This window comes from Nordella sp. HKS 07 (assembly GCF_011046735.1).
Lineage (GTDB): Bacteria > Pseudomonadota > Alphaproteobacteria > Rhizobiales > Aestuariivirgaceae > Taklimakanibacter.
Genome location: NZ_CP049258.1, coordinates 803,192 through 820,566, shown reverse-complemented (window position 1 = coordinate 820,566; position 17,375 = coordinate 803,192). Strand labels below are relative to the sequence as shown.

16 protein-coding genes are annotated in these 17,375 nt (G+C 62.5%); 7 read left to right on the top strand and 9 right to left on the bottom strand.

Annotated features, from left to right (window positions below; translation table 11 throughout):
• Positions 1-2: 2 nt before the first annotated feature.
• Positions 3-1,814, bottom strand: coding sequence for a PAS domain-containing sensor histidine kinase (locus G5V57_RS03975; RefSeq protein WP_165166300.1), 1,812 nt, complete (start codon positions 1,812-1,814; stop codon positions 3-5).
• 234 nt (positions 1,815-2,048) lie between these two features.
• Between G5V57_RS03975 and hemH the strand changes: the two genes are divergently transcribed.
• The 3 genes from hemH to G5V57_RS03960 all read left to right on the top strand — a co-directional run bounded on the left by hemH (position 2,049) and on the right by G5V57_RS03960 (position 4,730).
• The gene (gene hemH, locus G5V57_RS03970; RefSeq protein WP_165166299.1) at positions 2,049-3,074 is read left to right on the top strand and encodes a ferrochelatase; all 1,026 of its coding nucleotides are present in this window, start codon (positions 2,049-2,051) and stop codon (positions 3,072-3,074) included.
• A 205-nt stretch (positions 3,075-3,279) separates the two neighbouring features.
• The gene (locus tag G5V57_RS03965) at positions 3,280-4,263 is read left to right on the top strand and encodes an SPFH domain-containing protein (protein WP_165166298.1); all 984 of its coding nucleotides are present in this window, start codon (positions 3,280-3,282) and stop codon (positions 4,261-4,263) included.
• Between the two features lie 17 nt (positions 4,264-4,280).
• The gene (locus G5V57_RS03960; protein ID WP_165166297.1) at positions 4,281-4,730 is read left to right on the top strand and encodes an NfeD family protein; all 450 of its coding nucleotides are present in this window, start codon (positions 4,281-4,283) and stop codon (positions 4,728-4,730) included.
• Positions 4,731-4,788: 58 nt separating this feature from the next.
• Here G5V57_RS03960 and G5V57_RS03955 read toward each other — a convergent pair whose 3' ends face one another.
• Entirely contained in the window at positions 4,789-5,793 is a 1,005-nt protein-coding gene (locus G5V57_RS03955) for an SIS domain-containing protein (protein ID WP_165166296.1), read from the bottom strand.
• A gap of 345 nt (positions 5,794-6,138) precedes the next feature.
• Between G5V57_RS03955 and G5V57_RS03950 the strand changes: the two genes are divergently transcribed.
• Complete coding sequence (locus tag G5V57_RS03950) at positions 6,139-7,386, top strand: outer membrane beta-barrel protein (RefSeq protein ID WP_165166295.1); 1,248 nt, start codon at positions 6,139-6,141, stop codon at positions 7,384-7,386.
• Positions 7,387-7,402: 16 nt separating this feature from the next.
• Here the strand turns inward: G5V57_RS03950 and galU are convergent, their stop codons facing one another.
• Positions 7,403-8,296, bottom strand: coding sequence for a UTP--glucose-1-phosphate uridylyltransferase GalU (gene galU, locus G5V57_RS03945; RefSeq protein WP_165166294.1), 894 nt, complete (start codon positions 8,294-8,296; stop codon positions 7,403-7,405).
• 128 nt (positions 8,297-8,424) lie between these two features.
• Between galU and galE the strand changes: the two genes are divergently transcribed.
• The 3 genes from galE to G5V57_RS03930 all read left to right on the top strand — a co-directional run bounded on the left by galE (position 8,425) and on the right by G5V57_RS03930 (position 11,710).
• A complete protein-coding gene (galE, locus tag G5V57_RS03940; RefSeq protein WP_165166293.1) occupies positions 8,425-9,417 on the top strand; it encodes a UDP-glucose 4-epimerase GalE in 993 nt (330 codons plus the stop codon).
• A gap of 85 nt (positions 9,418-9,502) precedes the next feature.
• Positions 9,503-10,711: a lytic murein transglycosylase gene (locus tag G5V57_RS03935; protein ID WP_165166292.1), complete on the top strand. Its 1,209-nt coding sequence runs from the start codon at positions 9,503-9,505 to the stop codon at positions 10,709-10,711.
• Positions 10,712-10,720: 9 nt separating this feature from the next.
• On the top strand, positions 10,721-11,710 hold the full coding sequence (locus G5V57_RS03930) for a DUF459 domain-containing protein (RefSeq protein ID WP_165166291.1): 990 nt from the start codon (positions 10,721-10,723) through the stop codon (positions 11,708-11,710).
• A gap of 1 nt (position 11,711) precedes the next feature.
• Here the strand turns inward: G5V57_RS03930 and G5V57_RS03925 are convergent, their stop codons facing one another.
• Genes G5V57_RS03925 through G5V57_RS03900 form a run of 6 tightly spaced genes read right to left on the bottom strand, consistent with a single transcriptional unit; the run spans position 11,712 to position 17,372 of the window.
• Positions 11,712-12,635, bottom strand: coding sequence for an ROK family protein (locus G5V57_RS03925; RefSeq protein WP_165166290.1), 924 nt, complete (start codon positions 12,633-12,635; stop codon positions 11,712-11,714).
• 4 nt (positions 12,636-12,639) lie between these two features.
• Positions 12,640-13,431, bottom strand: coding sequence for a 6-phosphogluconolactonase (locus tag G5V57_RS03920; RefSeq protein WP_165166289.1), 792 nt, complete (start codon positions 13,429-13,431; stop codon positions 12,640-12,642).
• Between the two features lie 42 nt (positions 13,432-13,473).
• The gene (locus G5V57_RS03915; protein ID WP_165166288.1) at positions 13,474-14,253 is read right to left on the bottom strand and encodes an ABC transporter permease; all 780 of its coding nucleotides are present in this window, start codon (positions 14,251-14,253) and stop codon (positions 13,474-13,476) included.
• On the bottom strand, positions 14,253-15,101 hold the full coding sequence (locus tag G5V57_RS03910) for an ABC transporter permease (protein ID WP_165166287.1): 849 nt from the start codon (positions 15,099-15,101) through the stop codon (positions 14,253-14,255). The genes G5V57_RS03915 and G5V57_RS03910 overlap by 1 nt, the downstream gene beginning before the upstream one ends.
• A 25-nt stretch (positions 15,102-15,126) precedes the next feature.
• Entirely contained in the window at positions 15,127-16,254 is a 1,128-nt protein-coding gene (locus tag G5V57_RS03905; RefSeq protein WP_165166286.1) for a PotD/PotF family extracellular solute-binding protein, read from the bottom strand.
• Between the two features lie 41 nt (positions 16,255-16,295).
• A complete protein-coding gene (locus G5V57_RS03900) occupies positions 16,296-17,372 on the bottom strand; it encodes an ABC transporter ATP-binding protein (RefSeq protein ID WP_165166285.1) in 1,077 nt (358 codons plus the stop codon).
• Positions 17,373-17,375: the final 3 nt, after the last annotated feature.

The window sequence follows — 17,375 nt, the reverse complement described above, 5'->3', positions numbered from 1 at the left end:
CTCTATTTCATAGCGAGCGATGCGGCGCCAGCGGTTTCCGGGTCCGAGGTGTCGAGAGGCTCCGGCCATTTCACGCGCGTCGCCGGCAGGATGAGGCGCGCCGTTGTGCCTTCATCCTTGATGCTGTCGAGTGTAACGTCGCCATCATGCAACCGGGCGATCTTGCGTGCGATGGCAAGACCGAGCCCGAGGCCGCCGTGACGCCTCGAGGAGGAGGCATCGCCCTGCTCGAAAGCCTCGAAGACCCGCTCGATGTCGCCGGGCGCTATGCCGATGCCGTGATCCTCGATGACGAAAGCGAGGCCATCGTCCGGCAAGCGCTCGATCCACAGGGCGATGGCGTTGCCAGGCTCGGAAAATTTGATGGCGTTGGTGACGAGATTGATCAGCACCTGGCGGATGCGGGTGATGTCGCCCTGGATTTCCGCCGTCCTTTCGAGATCGGCGGCCAAGGGAGTATCGGCCGCCTTGGCTTGCGCGCGGCACATCTTGTAGGCGATCTCGAGAATCTCCGCAGCATCCATATCCTGCTCGACCAGATGCAGCGTGCCGCGCTCGATGCGCGTGACGTCGAGGATGTCGGCGATGATGTTGCGCAGATGCGAGCTGCTCTGCAGAATCGTCGAGGCATATTCGGCGTAGACCGGGCTGCCGAGCGGTCCTTCATGCTGCGCCACCAGCATCTCGGAAAAGCCGACAATGGCATTGAGCGGCGTCTTCAATTCATGGCTGGTGATAGCAAGGAACTGCGATTTGGCGGATGAAGCGCGTTCCGCCTCTTCCTTGGCCGTGATGAGGTCGAGTTGGGCGCGACGCTCGAGCGAGATGTCGCGGATCACGCCGCGATAGCCGAGAAACTCCTGGGCGTGGCCCCATAGCGGATGGGCGGTGATCATCCACCAGTCGGTGATGCTGGGGCGCCTCACTTCCAGGCGCAGACCGTCGATGGCCTGCCGGTTGCCGGTGAGCTGGGTGAAGTCCTGCCAGCCTTTGTCATCGGGGCGGGCGCCGGCCGCCTCCTCCAACGTCTTGCCGAGGAGCTGGGTAGAGGTGCCGAGAAGTGTCGGCAGGCGGTCGGAAAAATAGGTCAGCTTTCCCGCCTCGTCGGTCTCCCACAGGAGATCGCTGGAGCACATCTCGAAGTCTTTGAGCAGAAGCGCAATGAATTCGCTCTGCCGATTCAAGTGATAGCTGTCGGCCGCGCGCCGCACGAGCGTGCGATAAAGTGCTACGCTCATCAGCGACATCAGCGAGGCGACGGCGACCGCGATGAAGCCCAACAGCAGGTCGACATCCTCGCCGCGCCGAATCTGGCTCACGAACAAAGCGCCGCTCACAACGACAGTGAAGGTGATCGAGGCCAGAGGGAGACGGGTCAAGGCGAAGGCGCCGGTCACCGAGATGATGAAACAGACGGCGAGGACGACATGCTGTGCGCCGATAGGCAGCTCAGGCAGGAGTTCGAGAAGGGGAAATGCCCAGAGGACGGCGAAAGCCAGGCTAGCAGCCTCGATGGCGGCAATGGTGCGGTGGTTGCTGCTGGCAAAATTGCGGTCTCGGAACCAGTGGTACAGCACCGTGACGGTGAGGCCGGCCTGGCACACGGCCCACAGATAGACCCAAGGCCCGACCGTCGCGGGAAGGCTGGACCAGATGACGATCAGCACGGCCAGCGCATTGGCGCCCATGACATAGGGGCGGAACTGCGCCAGGGGGGCGATCTGTTCGGCGCGGAACTTGCTGAAGTCGAACTTTGACCAGGAATTAATGCCGCCAAAGGCCGGGCCTGACGCATCGCCTGTGCGGTGTCCCATTTGCCCGATCGGGCCATCGCTTAACATCGGCATACGCAGTCAACCTGTCTCCCCGGCGACTAGCAGCCGGACGCACACATAGAATCGGCCCGGCGCTCTAACTCTTTGATTTGCGCATCGGATTATCCGAACTGGCAAAATTCGACCCTATTATTCCCAGTGGCGCTTGGGGTTGCGTTAAGGTGTCACCCGTTCTTCCGCTCTGGTTAACAATCCGCTACTGCAAAGTCCATCATGCAGAATATCACAGAGAAGGGCGGTCATAGAGCGACAGGCGAGGGCCGCGTCGGCGTCCTGATCGTCAATCTAGGAACTCCGGAAGCCACATCCTATTGGCCGATGCGGCGCTATCTCAAGGAGTTCCTGTCAGACCCGCGCGTCGTCGAGACCAACCGGCTCGTATGGTGGTTCGTTCTCAACGCCATCATCCTCACGAAACGGCCGACGAAGAGCGGCCATGCCTATGAGCAGATCTGGAACAAGACGCTCGACGAATCGCCGCTCAAGACCATTACGCGGGCTCAGGCCGAGAAGCTCGGTCGGAGACTCGCGGGAGACGCCCGCATCGTCGTCGACTGGGGCATGCGATACGGCTTGCCGCCGGTGGGCGAGCGTCTCGCGGCCTTGAAGGAACAGGGATGCGACCGCGTCCTGATCTTCCCGCTTTATCCGCAATACAGCGCCTCGACGACGGCGACCGTGGTGGACAAGGTGTTCGAAACCATGGCGAAACTGCGCTGGCAACCGGCGCTGCGCTTCGTGCCGCCTTATTATGCGGAACCCTCTCATATCGACGCGCTGGCGCACAGCATCGAGAGCCATCTCGCCACGCTTGACTGGCTTCCCGATACAATCCTCGCATCCTATCACGGTCTGCCGGAAAGCTATGTCGAGGCGGGGGACCCCTATTATGACCACTGCCAGGAAACGACGCGACTGCTGCGGGCGAAGCTGAACATGCCGGAAGAGAAGCTACGGGTGGTGTTTCAGTCGCGCTTCGGCAAAACGGAATGGATCAAGCCCTATGCGCAGGATACCGTTGCGGCGCTGCCGGCACAGGGCGTGCGCAATCTGGTGATGGTCATGCCGGGCTTCGCGGCGGATTGTGTCGAGACCCTCGAGGAAATCGCCATCGGATTGGCCGCGACATTTCGCGAAAACGGCGGCGAAAATTTCTCCGCCGTTCCCTGTCTCAACGAATCGGATGCCTCGATCGCAATGCTCGAGTCAATTATCCGCAAGGAATTATCGGGCTGGTGATGAAGGGACTTGCGATTCAATAACTTGTCCCTATGTTAACCCGTTGAAGACGGCGCTTGACTACTTTCCCGGGTCGCAAGCACCTTCAGGCCGCATGGGCCAGGTGTGAAGATGTGATCGGGACTTCAATTTTGGCGCGTGACGGCAGGGAAGGCCGGCGCGCAGCTTTCCAACCGCGCGCCAGTCATGGAGTGGAGACGGGCTTATGTTCGAAGGCGCTGGCATTGCAGTCATAATTCTCCTGGCGGTGGTCCTGTTCGGCCTCTTGCGGTCGATCCGGATGGTGCCGCAAGGCTCCAACTACACGGTGGAGCGTTTTGGCCGCTATGTTCGCACCTTGCCGCCTGGCCTCGGCGTCATCATTCCGTTCTTCGACCGCGTCGGCCATAAGCTCAGCATGATGGAGCGAGTCCTCGACGTGCCGAGCCAGGAAGTCATCACCCGCGACAACGCCATGGTGAAAGTCGACGGCGTTGCTTTCTTCCAGGTCATCGACGCCGCCAAGGCCGCCTATGAAGTGCAGAATCTGGAACATGCCATCCTCAATCTGGTGATGACGAATATCCGTACCGTCATGGGCTCAATGGACCTCGACAGCCTCCTATCGCAGCGCGACGAGATCAACCACCGCCTGCTCGGCGTAGTCGACCAGGCGACGACGCCCTGGGGCATCAAGATGAACCGCATCGAGATCAAGGACATCAGCCCGCCGCGTGATCTCGTCGATGCCATGGCAAGGCAGATGAAGGCCGAACGCGACAAGCGGGCCACCGTCCTCGAGGCGGAAGGCCAGCGCCAGTCGCAGATCCTGCGGGCCGAAGGCGAGAAGACATCGGTGGTGCTCGAGGCCGAAGGCCGGCGCGAGGCCGCCTTCCGCGACGCCGAAGCGCGCGAGCGCGCGGCGGAAGCCGAGGCCAAGGCGACGCTCCTCGTCAGCGACGCCATCGCCAGCGGCAATATCCAGGCGATCAACTACTTCGTCGCCAACAATTATGTGAAGGCCATCGAGGCGCTCGCCAGCGCTCCCAACCAGAAAGTGCTGATGCTGCCGCTCGAGGCCACGGCGCTCATCGGCTCGCTTGGTGGCATCGCCGAGATCGCCAAGGAAGCCTTCGGCGGCGACGGAGATCAGGCGGCCGCCAGGCGCAAGAGTTCGGCCAGCGTTCCGCCCGTTCTGCCCAAGAGCTGAGAGGGAGCCTTCCGGCCATGCAGCAGTTCTTTCCGTTTCTCGGCGGCTGGACCTGGTGGATCATTGCCGGGCTCCTGCTTCTCGCGGAGCTTGTGCTGCCGGGCGTTTTCTTCATCTGGCTGGCGCTCGCCGGAGCGGTTATCGGCGCCCTCGACATTTTTCTCGACCTCTCCTGGCAGATCGAGATCGCCTTGTTCGCCGCTCTCACCGTGCTGTTCGTCCTCTTCGTGCGGCCGCGCTTCAAGCTGCCTGGTGGCGCGGCGAATAACCTCAATCAGCGCATGTATGGTTATGTCGGGCGCAGCTACGCCCTTGACGAAGCGATCGTCAACGGCCGCGGAAAGGTCCGCATCGACGACACGCTGTGGGTCGTGACAGGCGCCGACCGCGGCAAAGGCGAGTGGGTGAGGGTCAAGGCCGTCGACGGCGCGTGCCTCGTCGTCGAGCCGGTAAACGGGCCCAACTGAGCTCCCCTCTCACGCTGGGCGCGGGAGAAGGGGGCAGGTCGAGATCTGAGCGTCCTTCCTACTGCACGCCGTGGCGCAAGAGGTCGTGGACATGGACGAGGCCGACGGGCCGGTTCTTGTCGTCGACGACAAACAGGCTGGTGATCTTCGTCGAATTTAGAATTTCGAGCGCTTCCGACGCCAGCGTGTCGGACACGATAGTGCGCGGCGTGCGCGTCATGACGTCTGAGACCGTGAGGTCGATGAGATCGCGCGACATGTGACGGCGAAGGTCCCCGTCGGTGAAAATGCCGATCAGCTCACCGCTTTCACCGTCGACGACGCCGAGGCAGCCGAAGCTTTTCTGTGTCATGGTCACCAGTGCCTCGGCCATCGGCGTCGTGGGCGCGACCAGCGGTAGTTGCGACGCTTTGTGCATGAAGTCCTTCACATGGGTAAGCGCGGCGCCAAGCAGCCCGCCCGGATGGAAGGTCTTGAACTGCGCGGCGTTGAAGCCGCGGTCCTCGAGCAGCGCCAGCGCCAATGCGTCGCCTATCGCGAGCTGCAGCATGGTCGATGTGGTCGGCGCCATGCCGATCGGACAGGCTTCGCGGCAATCGGGCAGGCAGAGTGCCACATCGGCGTGATGGCTGAGCGTGCTGTCGGCGCGGCTCGTCAGGCCGATCATCTTCACCTGGAAGCGCTTGGCATAGTCGAGCACCGCCCGCAGCTCGGCCGTCTCGCCGGAATTCGAGATCATGATGATGATGTCGTCGCGCCCGATCATGCCGAGATCGCCGTGACTGGCCTCGGCCGGATGGACGAAGAAGGACGGGGTGCCGGTGGAAGCAAGCGTCGCCGCGATCTTGCGGGCGATATGTCCGCTCTTGCCCATGCCGGTCATGATGACGCGCCCGGAGCCCTGCTTGATCAGGCGGATGGCTTCGCCGAAAGCGCGGCCGAGCGGGCCGTCAAGGGCCTGGATCAGCCGGGCCATCGCCTCGCTCTCGATGGTCAGGGTTCGTTTGGCGGAACCGATCCAGCTCCGCAGTCCCTCGGGGTCGACTTCAATTACTTTTGCCATGGGTATCCCTTAGCGGGCGATCGGGCCTTAGCGGGTACGGTTTCCCGTCCGATCACGCGCCAAAACTTAAGATTTCGGTCACATTCATCAGTTCAGGCCGATCCGGCCCAGACCGATCGTGGTCTAGCGCATCCGGCAGCAACAATAAACCGGACACGGTATCGGCGCGGAGAATGCCCGCCGTCAACCGTCCCTTAACCATGTTTTCGCTAGGTTATCAGTCATATGAGGGGGAGTATGGTCCGCCAGCGTATTATATATTGCGGGATGGCGGCGGCATTTCTCTTGAATGGCGCGGCGCAGGCCCAGGATTATTCTCTGGGATTGAGGAATAGTCTTGACGCAGTGGATTCCCTTCAGGAAGTCGAAATCAGGAACCCCAATCCGACGACGCTCGAGGTCAATCCAACGGTCGAGCCACCGCCCGAGCCGGTGCGCAAGCGGCGCACCGAAGACGATCCTTACGCTGCGCTCGGTCTCGGCATCGGCGGCCTCACTGTGTTTCCGGTGTTGCGCGCCGGCATCATCGCATCCGACAATCCGGCTTCATCAGATACCGACCGAAAGAGCGATGTTGGCGTCCGTCTGCGGCCGTCTCTGCGAATCACCAGCGACTGGGTGCGGCACGAACTCCTGATAGAAGGCGATGGTGATTTCATCGCCTATGAGGACATGTCCGAAAACGACACGAACGACGCTTCCGTCCTCTCGCGGCTCAGGCTCGACATGCGCCGCTCGACCACGCTCGTCCTCGATGCCGCATATGAGTTGTCGCAGGACAGCGGTGCGGAGAACGAAGTGCCCAATACGGCGATAGGCAATCGCACCGATCAGATCATCAGCCAGAACATCGCGCTCACTCATCGGGCTGGGCGGATCGCCGCGACGGTGAGAGCCGGGTCCGATTGGCAATATTACGGTGATGTTGATCTCGCGGGGGGCGGCAAGGAAGACAACTCCGATCGCGACTATGTCGAGCCCATCGCCTCTCTGCGGGTCGGCTATGAAGACTCTCCAGCATTCCAGCCTTTCGTCGAGGCGGCCTATGTGCCGCGTATTCATTTCGACAAGCGCGACCGCAACGGCCTCGAGCGCAGCTCGGAAGGTTATCGTTTCGGCGCCGGCGTCGCCTTCGACCCGTCGCCCCTATGGTCGGGCGAGTTGGCCCTCGTTTATGCCTTGCGCGACTACGAGGATCCCGAGCTTGAAACGCTCGACGTCTTCGGTCTCGATGGCCGGGTGACATGGCGGCCGAGCGAGCTGACGACGCTCGATCTGATACTTGCCACCGGTCTCAATGAGACGGCCTCGGCGGATTCAAGTGGTGCACGCACCTACATAGCGCGCCTCAAGGCCGCACATGATCTGCGCGACAATCTCACGACGACCGCTGGCGCCGGTCTCACCTATGAGAAATATCAAGGCACCGGCGAGACGGAGCTGACATTGCGGACCAATGCCGGTCTCCTGTGGCGGATGAATCGCTGGCTCGCCTGGACCCTCGATTACGATCTCATCTACAATGACAGCAATGTGCCCGGTAACGACTACTACGAGAACCGCGTCACCGCCGGCATCGAACTGCGGCGGTGAGCGGCTCACTTTATTGTCAGCCTAGTCCACCAGCTTCTTCGATGAGGCTCTTCAATTCGCGCTTGAAGGCGCCGGAGAGATCGTCGCGGGCCAGGCCATAGGCGACATTGGCGGCGAGAAAACCGACCTTGTCGCCGCAGTCATACGTCTTACCGCTGAATTTGAGGCCGGAGAATTTTTGCCGCGCCTGCAGGCGGATCATCGCGTCGGTGATCTGGATCTCGCCGCCGGCGCCCGGCTCCTGCTTCTCGATCTCGGCGAAGATTTCGGGCTGCAGGATATAGCGGCCGGAGATGATGAGATTGGAGGGAGCCGCCTCGCGCTTCGGCTTCTCGACCATCGCCTCGATGGTGAAGGCGCGGCCCGACCAGGTTCCGGGCTTGACCACGCCATAGCGATGCACATTCTCCCACGGCACTTCCTCGACCGCGATGACATTGCCGCCGCCCTGGGCCTCATAGACATCCATCATCTGGCGCAGGCAGCCCGGCTTGGCGTGGATCAGCATGTCGGGAAGGATGAGCGCGAAAGGCTCGTCGCCGACAATGTCGCGTGCGCACCAGACGGCGTGGCCGAGGCCGAGCGGCTCCTGCTGACGAGTGAAACTGGTCTCGCCGGCGCGGGGGAGGGAATTCGCCAACAGCTCGAGCTCGGCCGTCTTATTGCGCTGACGGAGCGTCGCCTCGAGCTCATATTGCTTGTCGAAATGATCCTCGATGACGTTCTTGTTGCGTCCGGTGACGAAGACGAAGTGCTCGATACCCGCCTCGCGCGCCTCATCCACCACGATCTGTATGACCGGCCGATCAACGATGGTCAGCATTTCCTTCGGGACAGCCTTGGTCGCCGGCAGAAAACGCGTGCCGAGGCCGGCCACGGGAAAAACTGCTTTCTTGATACGGCGCTGCATTGTGGTTTACTCCTTGTTAAGCGTTTTCTCTGCCGGTCCCGAAGTCGCGACGCATTTTTGCGCCAATTTGGGTTAAATCGTGAAGATAGGGAATATTTCTGACGAAAGCTTTAGAGGAGAACAGAAGCATGGCCGTATTGGTGACCGGAGGGGCGGGCTATATCGGCAGCCATATGGTCTACGCGCTCGCTGATGCCGGCGAGGAGGTCGTCGTGCTCGACAATCTCTCGACCGGCTTCTGGTGGGCGATCGCACCCCAGGCCAGACTTGTCGAAGGCGATATTGGCGACGAGACGCTCGTTGCGCAACTGGCCAAGGATCACAAATTCGACGCGATTATCCATTTCGCGGGCTCCATCGTCGTTCCCGAATCCGTCGCCGACCCTCTCAGCTATTATCTTAACAACACGGTGAAGACGCGCAGCCTGATTTCGGCCGCGGTCAAGGCTGGAATTCCGCGCTTCGTCTTCTCCTCGACCGCGGCCGTCTATGGCAACCCCGAGAAGGTGCCGGTCGAAGAAAACGCGGTGCTGGCGCCGATCTCGCCATACGGCTCGTCCAAGCTCATGAGCGAATGGATGCTGCGCGACAGCCATGCCGCCTATGGGCTGCAATATGTGGCCTTGCGCTACTTCAATGTGGCGGGCGCCGACCCCAAGGGAAGGACCGGCCAGTCGACGCCCAAGGCGACGCATCTCATCAAGGTCGCCTGCCAGACCGTGCTCGGCGAGCGTCAGCAGATGGATATCTTCGGCAACGACTACGACACGCCGGACGGCACATGCCTTCGCGACTACATACATGTCAGCGACCTCGCCCAGGCGCATCTCGATGCGCTGAAGCATCTGCGGAATGGCGGCGCCAGCGGCGCCTATAATTGCGGCTACGGCCTGGGCTACAGCGTGCTCGACATCATCAAGGCGGTCGAGAAGGCGGCGGGCAAGCCGGTCAATGCGCGCCTGGCGCCGCGCCGGGCGGGCGATCCTGCGGCGATCGTCGCGGCCTCCGACAAGATCAAGCGGGAGATGGGCTGGATGCCCCGGCACCAGGATATCGACCGCATCGTCCAGAGCGCGCTGGCCTGGGAAGATTATCTGCGCCAGCGCAACGAGGCCGCCTGAAAGGGGCCGCATTTGGCGGCTTTCTTCGTCCTCTGATATGACGGTTGAGCTGGCGAATCACCTCAGCCGTGAATCGAGGACGATAATGGCAAGATTCAGGACATTGGCGGCCGCTCTTCTGACGGCGGGCCTTTGCGCGATGACGGCATCCACGGCTTTCGCCGATGCCAAGTTCGAGAGCTTCATCCAGAGCCTGTGGCCCCAGGCCAAGGCGGCCGGCATCTCGCGCGACGTGTTCGACAGCGCCTTCGCGGGCATCACCGATCCCGATCCCGATGTGCTGAAGCTGGCGAGGGACCAGCCGGAATTCACCACGACCACCTCGCAATATCTCAGCAAGGCGATAACCCAGATCCGCATCGATACCGGCCAGAGCCTGAAATCCTCGCAAGCGGATCTGCTCTCGGCGATCGAGAAGCGCTACAAGGTCGACCGTGCTATCCTCCTCGCCATCTGGGGCATGGAAAGCAATTTCGGCAAGGACAAAGGGCAGATGAAGGTCATGCGCTCGCTCGCGACCTTGCTCTATTCCGGAAGCCGAAAAGACTATGCGGCGGAGCAATATATCGCCGCGCTGAAGATCCTGCAGAGCGGCATCGTCACGACGCAGAACTTCACCGGCTCCTGGGCCGGCGCCATGGGCCATACCCAGTTCGTGCCGACCTCCTATCTCTCCTTCGCGGTAGACTGGACCGGCGACGGCAAGAAGGACATCTGGAACTCTAGCCAGGACGCGCTCGCCTCGACGGCCAACTATCTTGCGAAGTCGGGCTGGAAGAATGACCGGCCGTGGGGCTGGGAAGTGAAGCTGCCGGACAAGTTCAACCGCGCGCTGATCGGCCGAACCAACTGGCGTCCAGTGGCCGAATGGGCGAAGCTCGGCGTCAAGCCGGCGCGCGGCGGCGAATTCGGGTCGTCCAAGGCCGACGCCTTCGTGATGGTTCCGCAGGGTGTCGATGGGCCTGCCTTCCTGGTCACCCGCAATTTCATGGCCCTCATGGACTACAATCAGTCGCACTCCTATGCAGTGGCGGTGGGCCATCTGGCCGACCGCATCAAGGGTGGAGCGCCCTTCGTGACGCCATGGCCCAATGTCGACTACGATCTTTCCTTCGAACAGCGTGTGGAGATCCAGACACTGCTCTATCGCCGCGGCTTCGATCCGGGCGGCACCGATGGACGCATCGGGGCGCGCACCTATGAGGCCATTCTCGGTTTCCAGCGCAAGGCCGGGCTCAAGCTCGACGGCACGCCGAATGTGGCGCTGCTTGAGCGGCTGCGCACCGGCAGCTAGGATCACCTGATGATCCGGCGTGTGCTCATCCTGGTTGTGGCGATCTTCGCCTTGGCTGTGCCGCTCGCGGCGCAGGAGGCGAAATCCGACAAGGCCTATTTCACCGCCAAGGAGACCTATCAGATCTTCGTGCTGGGCGACTCGCTCGCCGCCGGTCTGTGGTCGGGTCTGTCACGCCAGATCGAGAACGACGACCGCCTGTCGCTCAACGGACGCTACAAGGAGGATTCGGGCCTGTCGCGACCGGAATATTACGACTGGAACGGTGCGCTGCCGAAGATCCTCGCCAGCAACAAGATGGACATCGCGATCGTGATGATCGGATCAAATGACGCGCAGGCGATCCGCGATGGTCAGACGCGCTATGACTTCGACACGCCAGAATGGCGGCAGGCCTATGTAAAGCAGGTCGACGCGCTGATGGCCAGCCTCAAGGCGGCGGGAGCGGCGGTCTACTGGATGGAAATGCCGCCGATGCAAGCCGCCAAATACGATGCCTCGCTGAAGATCATTTCGACCATCCATGAGGAGCGCGCCAAGGCGGCGGGCGTCCGCTTCATCCGCACGCGCCAGGACCTGTTGAACAAGGGCAAATACACCGACTCAGGTTTCAACCAGGATGGTGAATTCTTGCGGATGCGCGCCCGCGACGGCGTGCATTTCCTGCGTGAGGGCAACAACAAACTGGCCGCCATGGTAATGGCTGCGGTCAACAAGGATATCGACGCCGCGGTGGCGGCCGAACCGGCCGAGCCGGTGGAAACGCCGCCAGAAGCGGCACTCAGCGAGACACCGCCGGGCTCAGGCCTGACCGGTTCGGAGCTGCTTGGGCATGGCAAGGGCGACTTCGCGGGCAAGCCTGCCACGCCCAGCGATCCGGCGATGGCGCAGCTCGTCAGAACGACGAAGCCCGGTACCGAGGCCTCGCGCCTCTTCGGCCGCGGCGAGGCTGTCACGGCCAAGCCTGGACGCTTCGACGACATCTCGCCGGTTCAATAGCTCAAGACCCATCCCTGACTCGCAGATCCTCGCTCGCCGTGAAGCCGAGCATCGCCGCGCCGATGAGTCCCGAGTCGGTGCCGAGTTCCGCAGGCAGCACCGGTGTGTCTCTGTTCGCGTCGCTCCACAACCGGCGCCGGATGGACGGTTCCAGGCGGTCGCGCAGGAAGCCGTCCGAGAGACCGAGGCCGCCGCCGATGATCAGAGCGCCTGGGTCGATCATGTCGATCATCTGGGCAAGCCTGTCGCCCAGCAGCTCGACGGCATCGCGCAGGACGCGGGCGGCAATCGGATCGCTCCGTTCAAGAGCAAGGACGTCCTGTGCACTGCTGCCGGCCCGGCTGGACAGTCGATCATAACGGCCGGCCAGGCCCTTGCCCGATGCATAATCCTCGACGATCGCGTCGGTACCTTCCGTGTGGATGCCGGGCCAGTAGCTGACAGTGCTGCCGAAGTGAATGGCGTAGCCCCTGGCACCGCGATAGGGCCTGCCGTCGATCATCAGGCTGTAGCTGAGACCGGTGCTGATCGTGACATAGGCAAAATTGGCGAAAGGCCGTCCAGCGCCGAAACGCGATTCCGCCATTGCCGCCGCCCTGGCATCCGAGTCGTAAAAGGCCGGCGCAAACCCCGATAGATGGGCCAGTAGAGCCTGGCCGTCGCCGGGTAGATAGGTACTGCTCTGCAACCTGCCGGTGACGTCGACAAGCTCCGGCATGCCTATGCCGATCGCGGCGATGCGCGTGCCCGCCGCCTCGCTGCAAAGATCCGCAACCAGGTTCTTGACGTCGTCCTCTATGGCCTTGGGGTTCCGATGCGCCAGGGTCGGAACGATCCGCCGCGCGAGGACGGCGCCCGATGAAATATCGACGAGGCCCGCCGCAATCTTGGTGCCGCCGAAGTCGATGCCAATGCAAACTGTCACGCGACTAGGCCCTTGCTCCAGCCGCCGGGGAATCGGCATAGACACGAGCGTCGGCGCAATCCCAGATGACGGTGGATGGCCAGTCCGGATCATAGGCAGTGGCGGCCATGATCCGCCGGAGCGCTGTCTGTTTGTCGGCACCGATCAGCACCAGAACCGCCGAGCGTGTGAGGTCGGCAATGGTCGCGATGCCGACGGACACGCCAAATTCGGGAACGCGGCTCGCCGAGCCGAAAGCGGGGTCGGTAACCACATTGTCCTGGCGGGTCGCCTCGGCAAGGCGGATCACCCGCGAAATGCTGTTGCGCGGCGATCCCTGTGGATTGAAGGCAACGTGGCCGTCGGAGGCGCCGCTGGCGAGCAGGAACAGATCGATGCCGCCGGCCTGCGCGATGCGGGCGTCGAAGGCGGCAGGATCCATCGGATCGGGAAACCATATGTTCTCGCCGCGGATATGAAGCGCCGGTGCAAGGCCCGCATTGATCGGCCGGCGCAGTTCATATTCGGCGAAATGGAGGCAGGTCGTGGGATCCGTATCGGACAAGAACGAATACCGGCCGGCCTCATCGCGCGTCACATAGTCGTCCATCATCACGATGACCAGTCGGGAGAGGTCGGCGGCCTGCTGGGCGGCAAGGCGCGCGAGAGCCTCATAGGTCGACCTCAGGCTGCGTCCGGCCGGGCAGCCGAGCAGGAAAGGCGCCTCACCCTTGGCGACGATCCGGGTGAGTATATCCTGGGCGAGGCGTTCGCCGAGGGCCTGAGACGTTTCGAACACATGCAACTTTTCGGGCAAAATGACTGATCCTTCCTTGGATGATTTCGGAGCGCCGCCTCGTCAGCCCCTGAACTTCGTCAGCCGCATGGCGATGAGCGTGCCGCCTAGCGTGGCCGCCAGAAGCAGCGTGCCGAGCGCATTCGTCGCCGGCGTGAGATTTGTCCTGATCATCGACCAGACCAGCGTCGGCAGAGTGGCCGCACCGCTGCCGGTGAAGAAGGTGATGATCAGGTCGTCGATCGACAAAGCCAGCGCGATGAGGGCGGCGCCGATGAGGGTGGGAGCGATGATCGGCAAGGTGACGGTCCAGAAGGCGCGCGCCGGCGAAGCGCCGAGATCCCGAGCGCTCTCGATGATCGACAGGTCGAACGTACGCAGGCGCGAGAAGATGATCATCACGACGAAGGGCAAGATGAAGAGGAGGTGGCTCAGGATGACGGTGAGCAGGCCGAGCTTGAGACCGATGCCGATGAAGAACGACAGGAGCGAGACCGCCAGGACCAAAGCGGGCAGCAGCAGCGGCAGTCCCAGGAGAAAAGTGACAAGTGCCGCCGTGCGCTCTGAGAGCTTCAGCATGCCCAGCGCCGTTACCGTGCCCACGATGGTCGATATCGCGGAGACGGACAGTCCGATGATCGTGCTGTTGCGCAGGGCGTCGAAGAATTCGGGCTTGGCGAATAGCGCCCGCCACCAGCGCAGCGACAGGGAAGGAATGGGAAAGGCCGCGATGTCGCCGCCGGTGAAGGAGAACAGCACGACCAGCACGAGGGGCGCGGTCATGAAGATGACAAAGACCAGACCGGTCAGTTGCCAGATGAAGGAGCGGCTCGCGGTTTCCATCAACGCGGCCTCCACAGGCGCAGGAGGAGACCGGCGGTCAGCAGCACCAGGGCCGAGGCGGACAGCATGACGAAGGACATCGCCGCCCCAAGCGGCGCATTGAAGGCCTGGCCGAACTGGCTTTCGATGATACGGCCGAACATGCTGATCGTGCCGCCGACGATCGCCGGCGTGATATAGTCGCCGACGGCGGCGAGAAAGCAGAGGGAAAAGGCCGCGAGGATGCCGGTGCGGCAGCGTGGCACGAGGATGTCACCGACGATCCGCCAGCTCGAGGCGCCGAGATCGCGCGCCGATTCAATCTCCGTTTCCTGCACGCCGCGCAGCGACGAGAAGATCGGCAGCACGGCGAAGGGGAGCAGGAAGTGGACCAGCGTGACGACAACAGCGCCCGGAGAGTAAAACAGCGACGTGATAGGCTGCTCGATGAGCCCAAGGCCGATCAGAGCGCTGTTGATGACACCCTCGTTTCCGAGAATCGTCTTCCAGGCATAGACCTTCATCAGATAGCCGCCGAACAAGGTGAGCAAGGTCACGAGCAGCAGGAATGGCGCCAGCTTTCCGGCCTTGAATCGGATCACATAGGCCAGCAGGAAGCCCAGCACGGTCGTAATCAAAGCCGTCAGCAGGGCAAGCTTGAACGTATAGAAGAGGACCGGAAGGTGCTGGCCGAGGGTGCGCGCGTAATTGGCCAAGGAGAAATCGTGGACAACGCGAAAGGCCGCCACGCGCCAGAAGCTCATTATGAAATAGTTCAGGGACGGCAGAATGAAGAGCAGCATGAAGATGACCGCCACCGGCGTCATCATCCACGCTACCGACCATTGCTGCCGGTTCCACCGCATCATGCCGTCCCCGTATCGTCCTGCGCCGTCAGGCCGCCTTGAAGCCTTCATAGGCCTCTTGCCAGTCGGTCCAGGTCATGATGCCGTCCGCTGCCTCGAGCGGTGGCATCTGGTAGAATTTCGCCTTGCTGCCGAAGTCTGCCAGATTGTCATAGGGGTAGATCTTCAGGGACGGATCGAGTGCCGCGATCGCATCCTGGTTGCAGATTCCCTGGACCGTCTCCTTCGCGAGCGCGAGCTGCGATTTGGTCTCGATCATCTCGTTGAGCACCTTGTGGGCGGCGGCGGTGTTGCGGCTGGTGGCCGACAGAGCGCAGACATCGAGCCAGGCGAAGGTGCCTTCCTTCGGATAGGTGAACTCGACCGTCTTGCCTTTGTCGGCGGCATATTTCTTGATGAATTCACCGCCGCTGAAGGTGATTCTGACCTCGTTGCGCGCCAGTGCGTCGGCGAGCTCGCCGAAGCTGACGGCAATCTGGCGTACATGCTCCTTCTTCAGTTTGACCAGGAAGGCGATCGCCTTGTCGAGTTGCTCCCGCGTCAGGCGGGTCGGGACTTCGGCGTCGGTGGTCAGCATGGCCGCCAGCAGCAGGTTGCCCAAGGGATCGTCCGCCATTCCGACCTTGCCGGCATATTCGGGCTTGAGCACGTCGAGCCAGCTGGTCGGGGCGCTCTTGATGACGGCGGGGTCATAGATCATGGCGCCCGATCCCCAGGTGAACGGGACCGCATAACGCTTGCCATCGATCAGGATGTTGCGGTCGTCGCGGAACAGCTCGGACACCTTTTGCAGATTGGGGACCAGCGCATCGTCGATCGGCTGAATGAGGCCGGCCGCCGCCAGCAGCGGCACATAGCCCATATAGGGCGTAATGAGATCGATATCGCCGCCGCCGCTGGCGAGGCGGGTGATGATCTCGTCATTGTTGTTCATCGCCGCGAAAGCGAGTTCGATATTCTGGTCGGCCAGGTTGGATGTCGCCATCAGGCCGGCCTGATAACCGTCCCAGCCGAACATGGTCACCTTATCCTTGCCGGCAGCGGCGGCGGAGCGGAACGAGGCCAGGGCCGCGGTGCCGCCTGCCATGACGGCCAGCATCTGCCGTCGTGATACCCGCGCCACCTGGCGTATTCCGATTATTCCGTTGTCGCTCATTCAAATTCCTCCAGTTTGTGTCGATGGGTTTGTTCGAAGCTTTAGCTGTCGAGCAGAACTTGCGCGTCATGCGTCCAGCCGACAGTCAGCTCCTGGCCGGGGACATGCGGGTTGCGCTGATCGGCGGCGTCGGCGGCGACGACCAGCTGGCTGCCATCGGAAAGCGCTAGCGCATAGCGCAGATGCGATCCGAGATAGATGCGCTCGAGCAGGCGCCCTTGAAGGGTGATGTCGGCAGTGCCGGCGGGCGGTGCGATCCTGATCAGTTCCGGCCTGACCGCGATGCTGAGATCGCCGTCCTGTCCCTTGCTCTCGAAGCTGCCGCCGGCATCCAGCGTCACGCGGTTTGATCGGCGCGCCGCCTCGAGAACATTGGCCTCGCCGAGGAATGTCGCGACGAAGCGGCTGCGCGGGCGCTGATAGATATCCTCCGGCGAGCCGATCTGGACCAGATGGCCCTCGTTCATCACGGCTATCCGTGTCGCGAGACTCAACGCCTCGGCCTGGTCATGGGTGACAAAGACGAAAGTGCCGCCGATCTCGCGATGGATGCGCCGCAGCTCCTCCTGCATGGTCTGACGCAGCTTCAGATCGAGCGCCGCCAGGGGCTCATCGAGCAGCAATACCTTCGGCCGCATGACCAAAGCGCGGGCAAGTGCTACGCGCTGGCGCTGGCCGCCGGAGAGCTTGTCGATCGGACGATCGAGGAACGACTGCATCCGGACGAGTCCGGCGATATGCTCGACGCGCTGCGCGATGTCGGCGCGGTCGCGTCCGGCGATGCGCAGGCCGTAGCCGATATTCTGTCTGACATTCAGGTGGGGAAAGAGGCCGTAGCCTTGGAAGACGGTGTTGGTCGGCCGTTTCTCCGGACCGACGGCGGTCAGATCCTGCCCGTCGATGAAGATCCTGCCGGAGCTCGGACGCTGGAAGCCGCCGAGCGCGCGCAGCAGGCTCGTCTTACCGCAGCCCGATGGGCCGAGAATGGCGAGGAAATCGCCATGCTCGATCGTCAGATCCAGCGGATGCAGCGCATGGAAGGCGCCATAGGTCACTGCGAGACCGTCCAATCGGACAAGCCCGTGCTCGCTCACCCCTGTCGCGGCGGATGGATGCACGGT

Bases quoted from the DNA above. Each gene is read 5' to 3' on its own strand.
- G5V57_RS03915 (WP_165166288.1), bottom strand. From the start codon at position 14,253: ATGGAAACCGCGAGCCGCTCCTTCATCTGGCAACTGACCGGTCTGGTC.
- G5V57_RS03960 (WP_165166297.1), top strand. From the start codon at position 4,281: ATGCAGCAGTTCTTTCCGTTTCTCGGCGGCTGGACCTGGTGGATCATT.
- G5V57_RS03930 (WP_165166291.1), top strand. From the start codon at position 10,721: ATGATCCGGCGTGTGCTCATCCTGGTTGTGGCGATCTTCGCCTTGGCT.
- hemH (WP_165166299.1), top strand. From the start codon at position 2,049: ATGCAGAATATCACAGAGAAGGGCGGTCATAGAGCGACAGGCGAGGGC.
- G5V57_RS03965 (WP_165166298.1), top strand. From the start codon at position 3,280: ATGTTCGAAGGCGCTGGCATTGCAGTCATAATTCTCCTGGCGGTGGTC.
- G5V57_RS03955 (WP_165166296.1), bottom strand. From the start codon at position 5,793: ATGGCAAAAGTAATTGAAGTCGACCCCGAGGGACTGCGGAGCTGGATC.
- galU (WP_165166294.1), bottom strand. From the start codon at position 8,296: ATGCAGCGCCGTATCAAGAAAGCAGTTTTTCCCGTGGCCGGCCTCGGC.
- G5V57_RS03975 (WP_165166300.1), bottom strand. From the start codon at position 1,814: ATGGGACACCGCACAGGCGATGCGTCAGGCCCGGCCTTTGGCGGCATT.
- G5V57_RS03935 (WP_165166292.1), top strand. From the start codon at position 9,503: ATGGCAAGATTCAGGACATTGGCGGCCGCTCTTCTGACGGCGGGCCTT.
- galE (WP_165166293.1), top strand. From the start codon at position 8,425: ATGGCCGTATTGGTGACCGGAGGGGCGGGCTATATCGGCAGCCATATG.
- G5V57_RS03910 (WP_165166287.1), bottom strand. From the start codon at position 15,101: ATGATGCGGTGGAACCGGCAGCAATGGTCGGTAGCGTGGATGATGACG.
- G5V57_RS03905 (WP_165166286.1), bottom strand. From the start codon at position 16,254: ATGAGCGACAACGGAATAATCGGAATACGCCAGGTGGCGCGGGTATCA.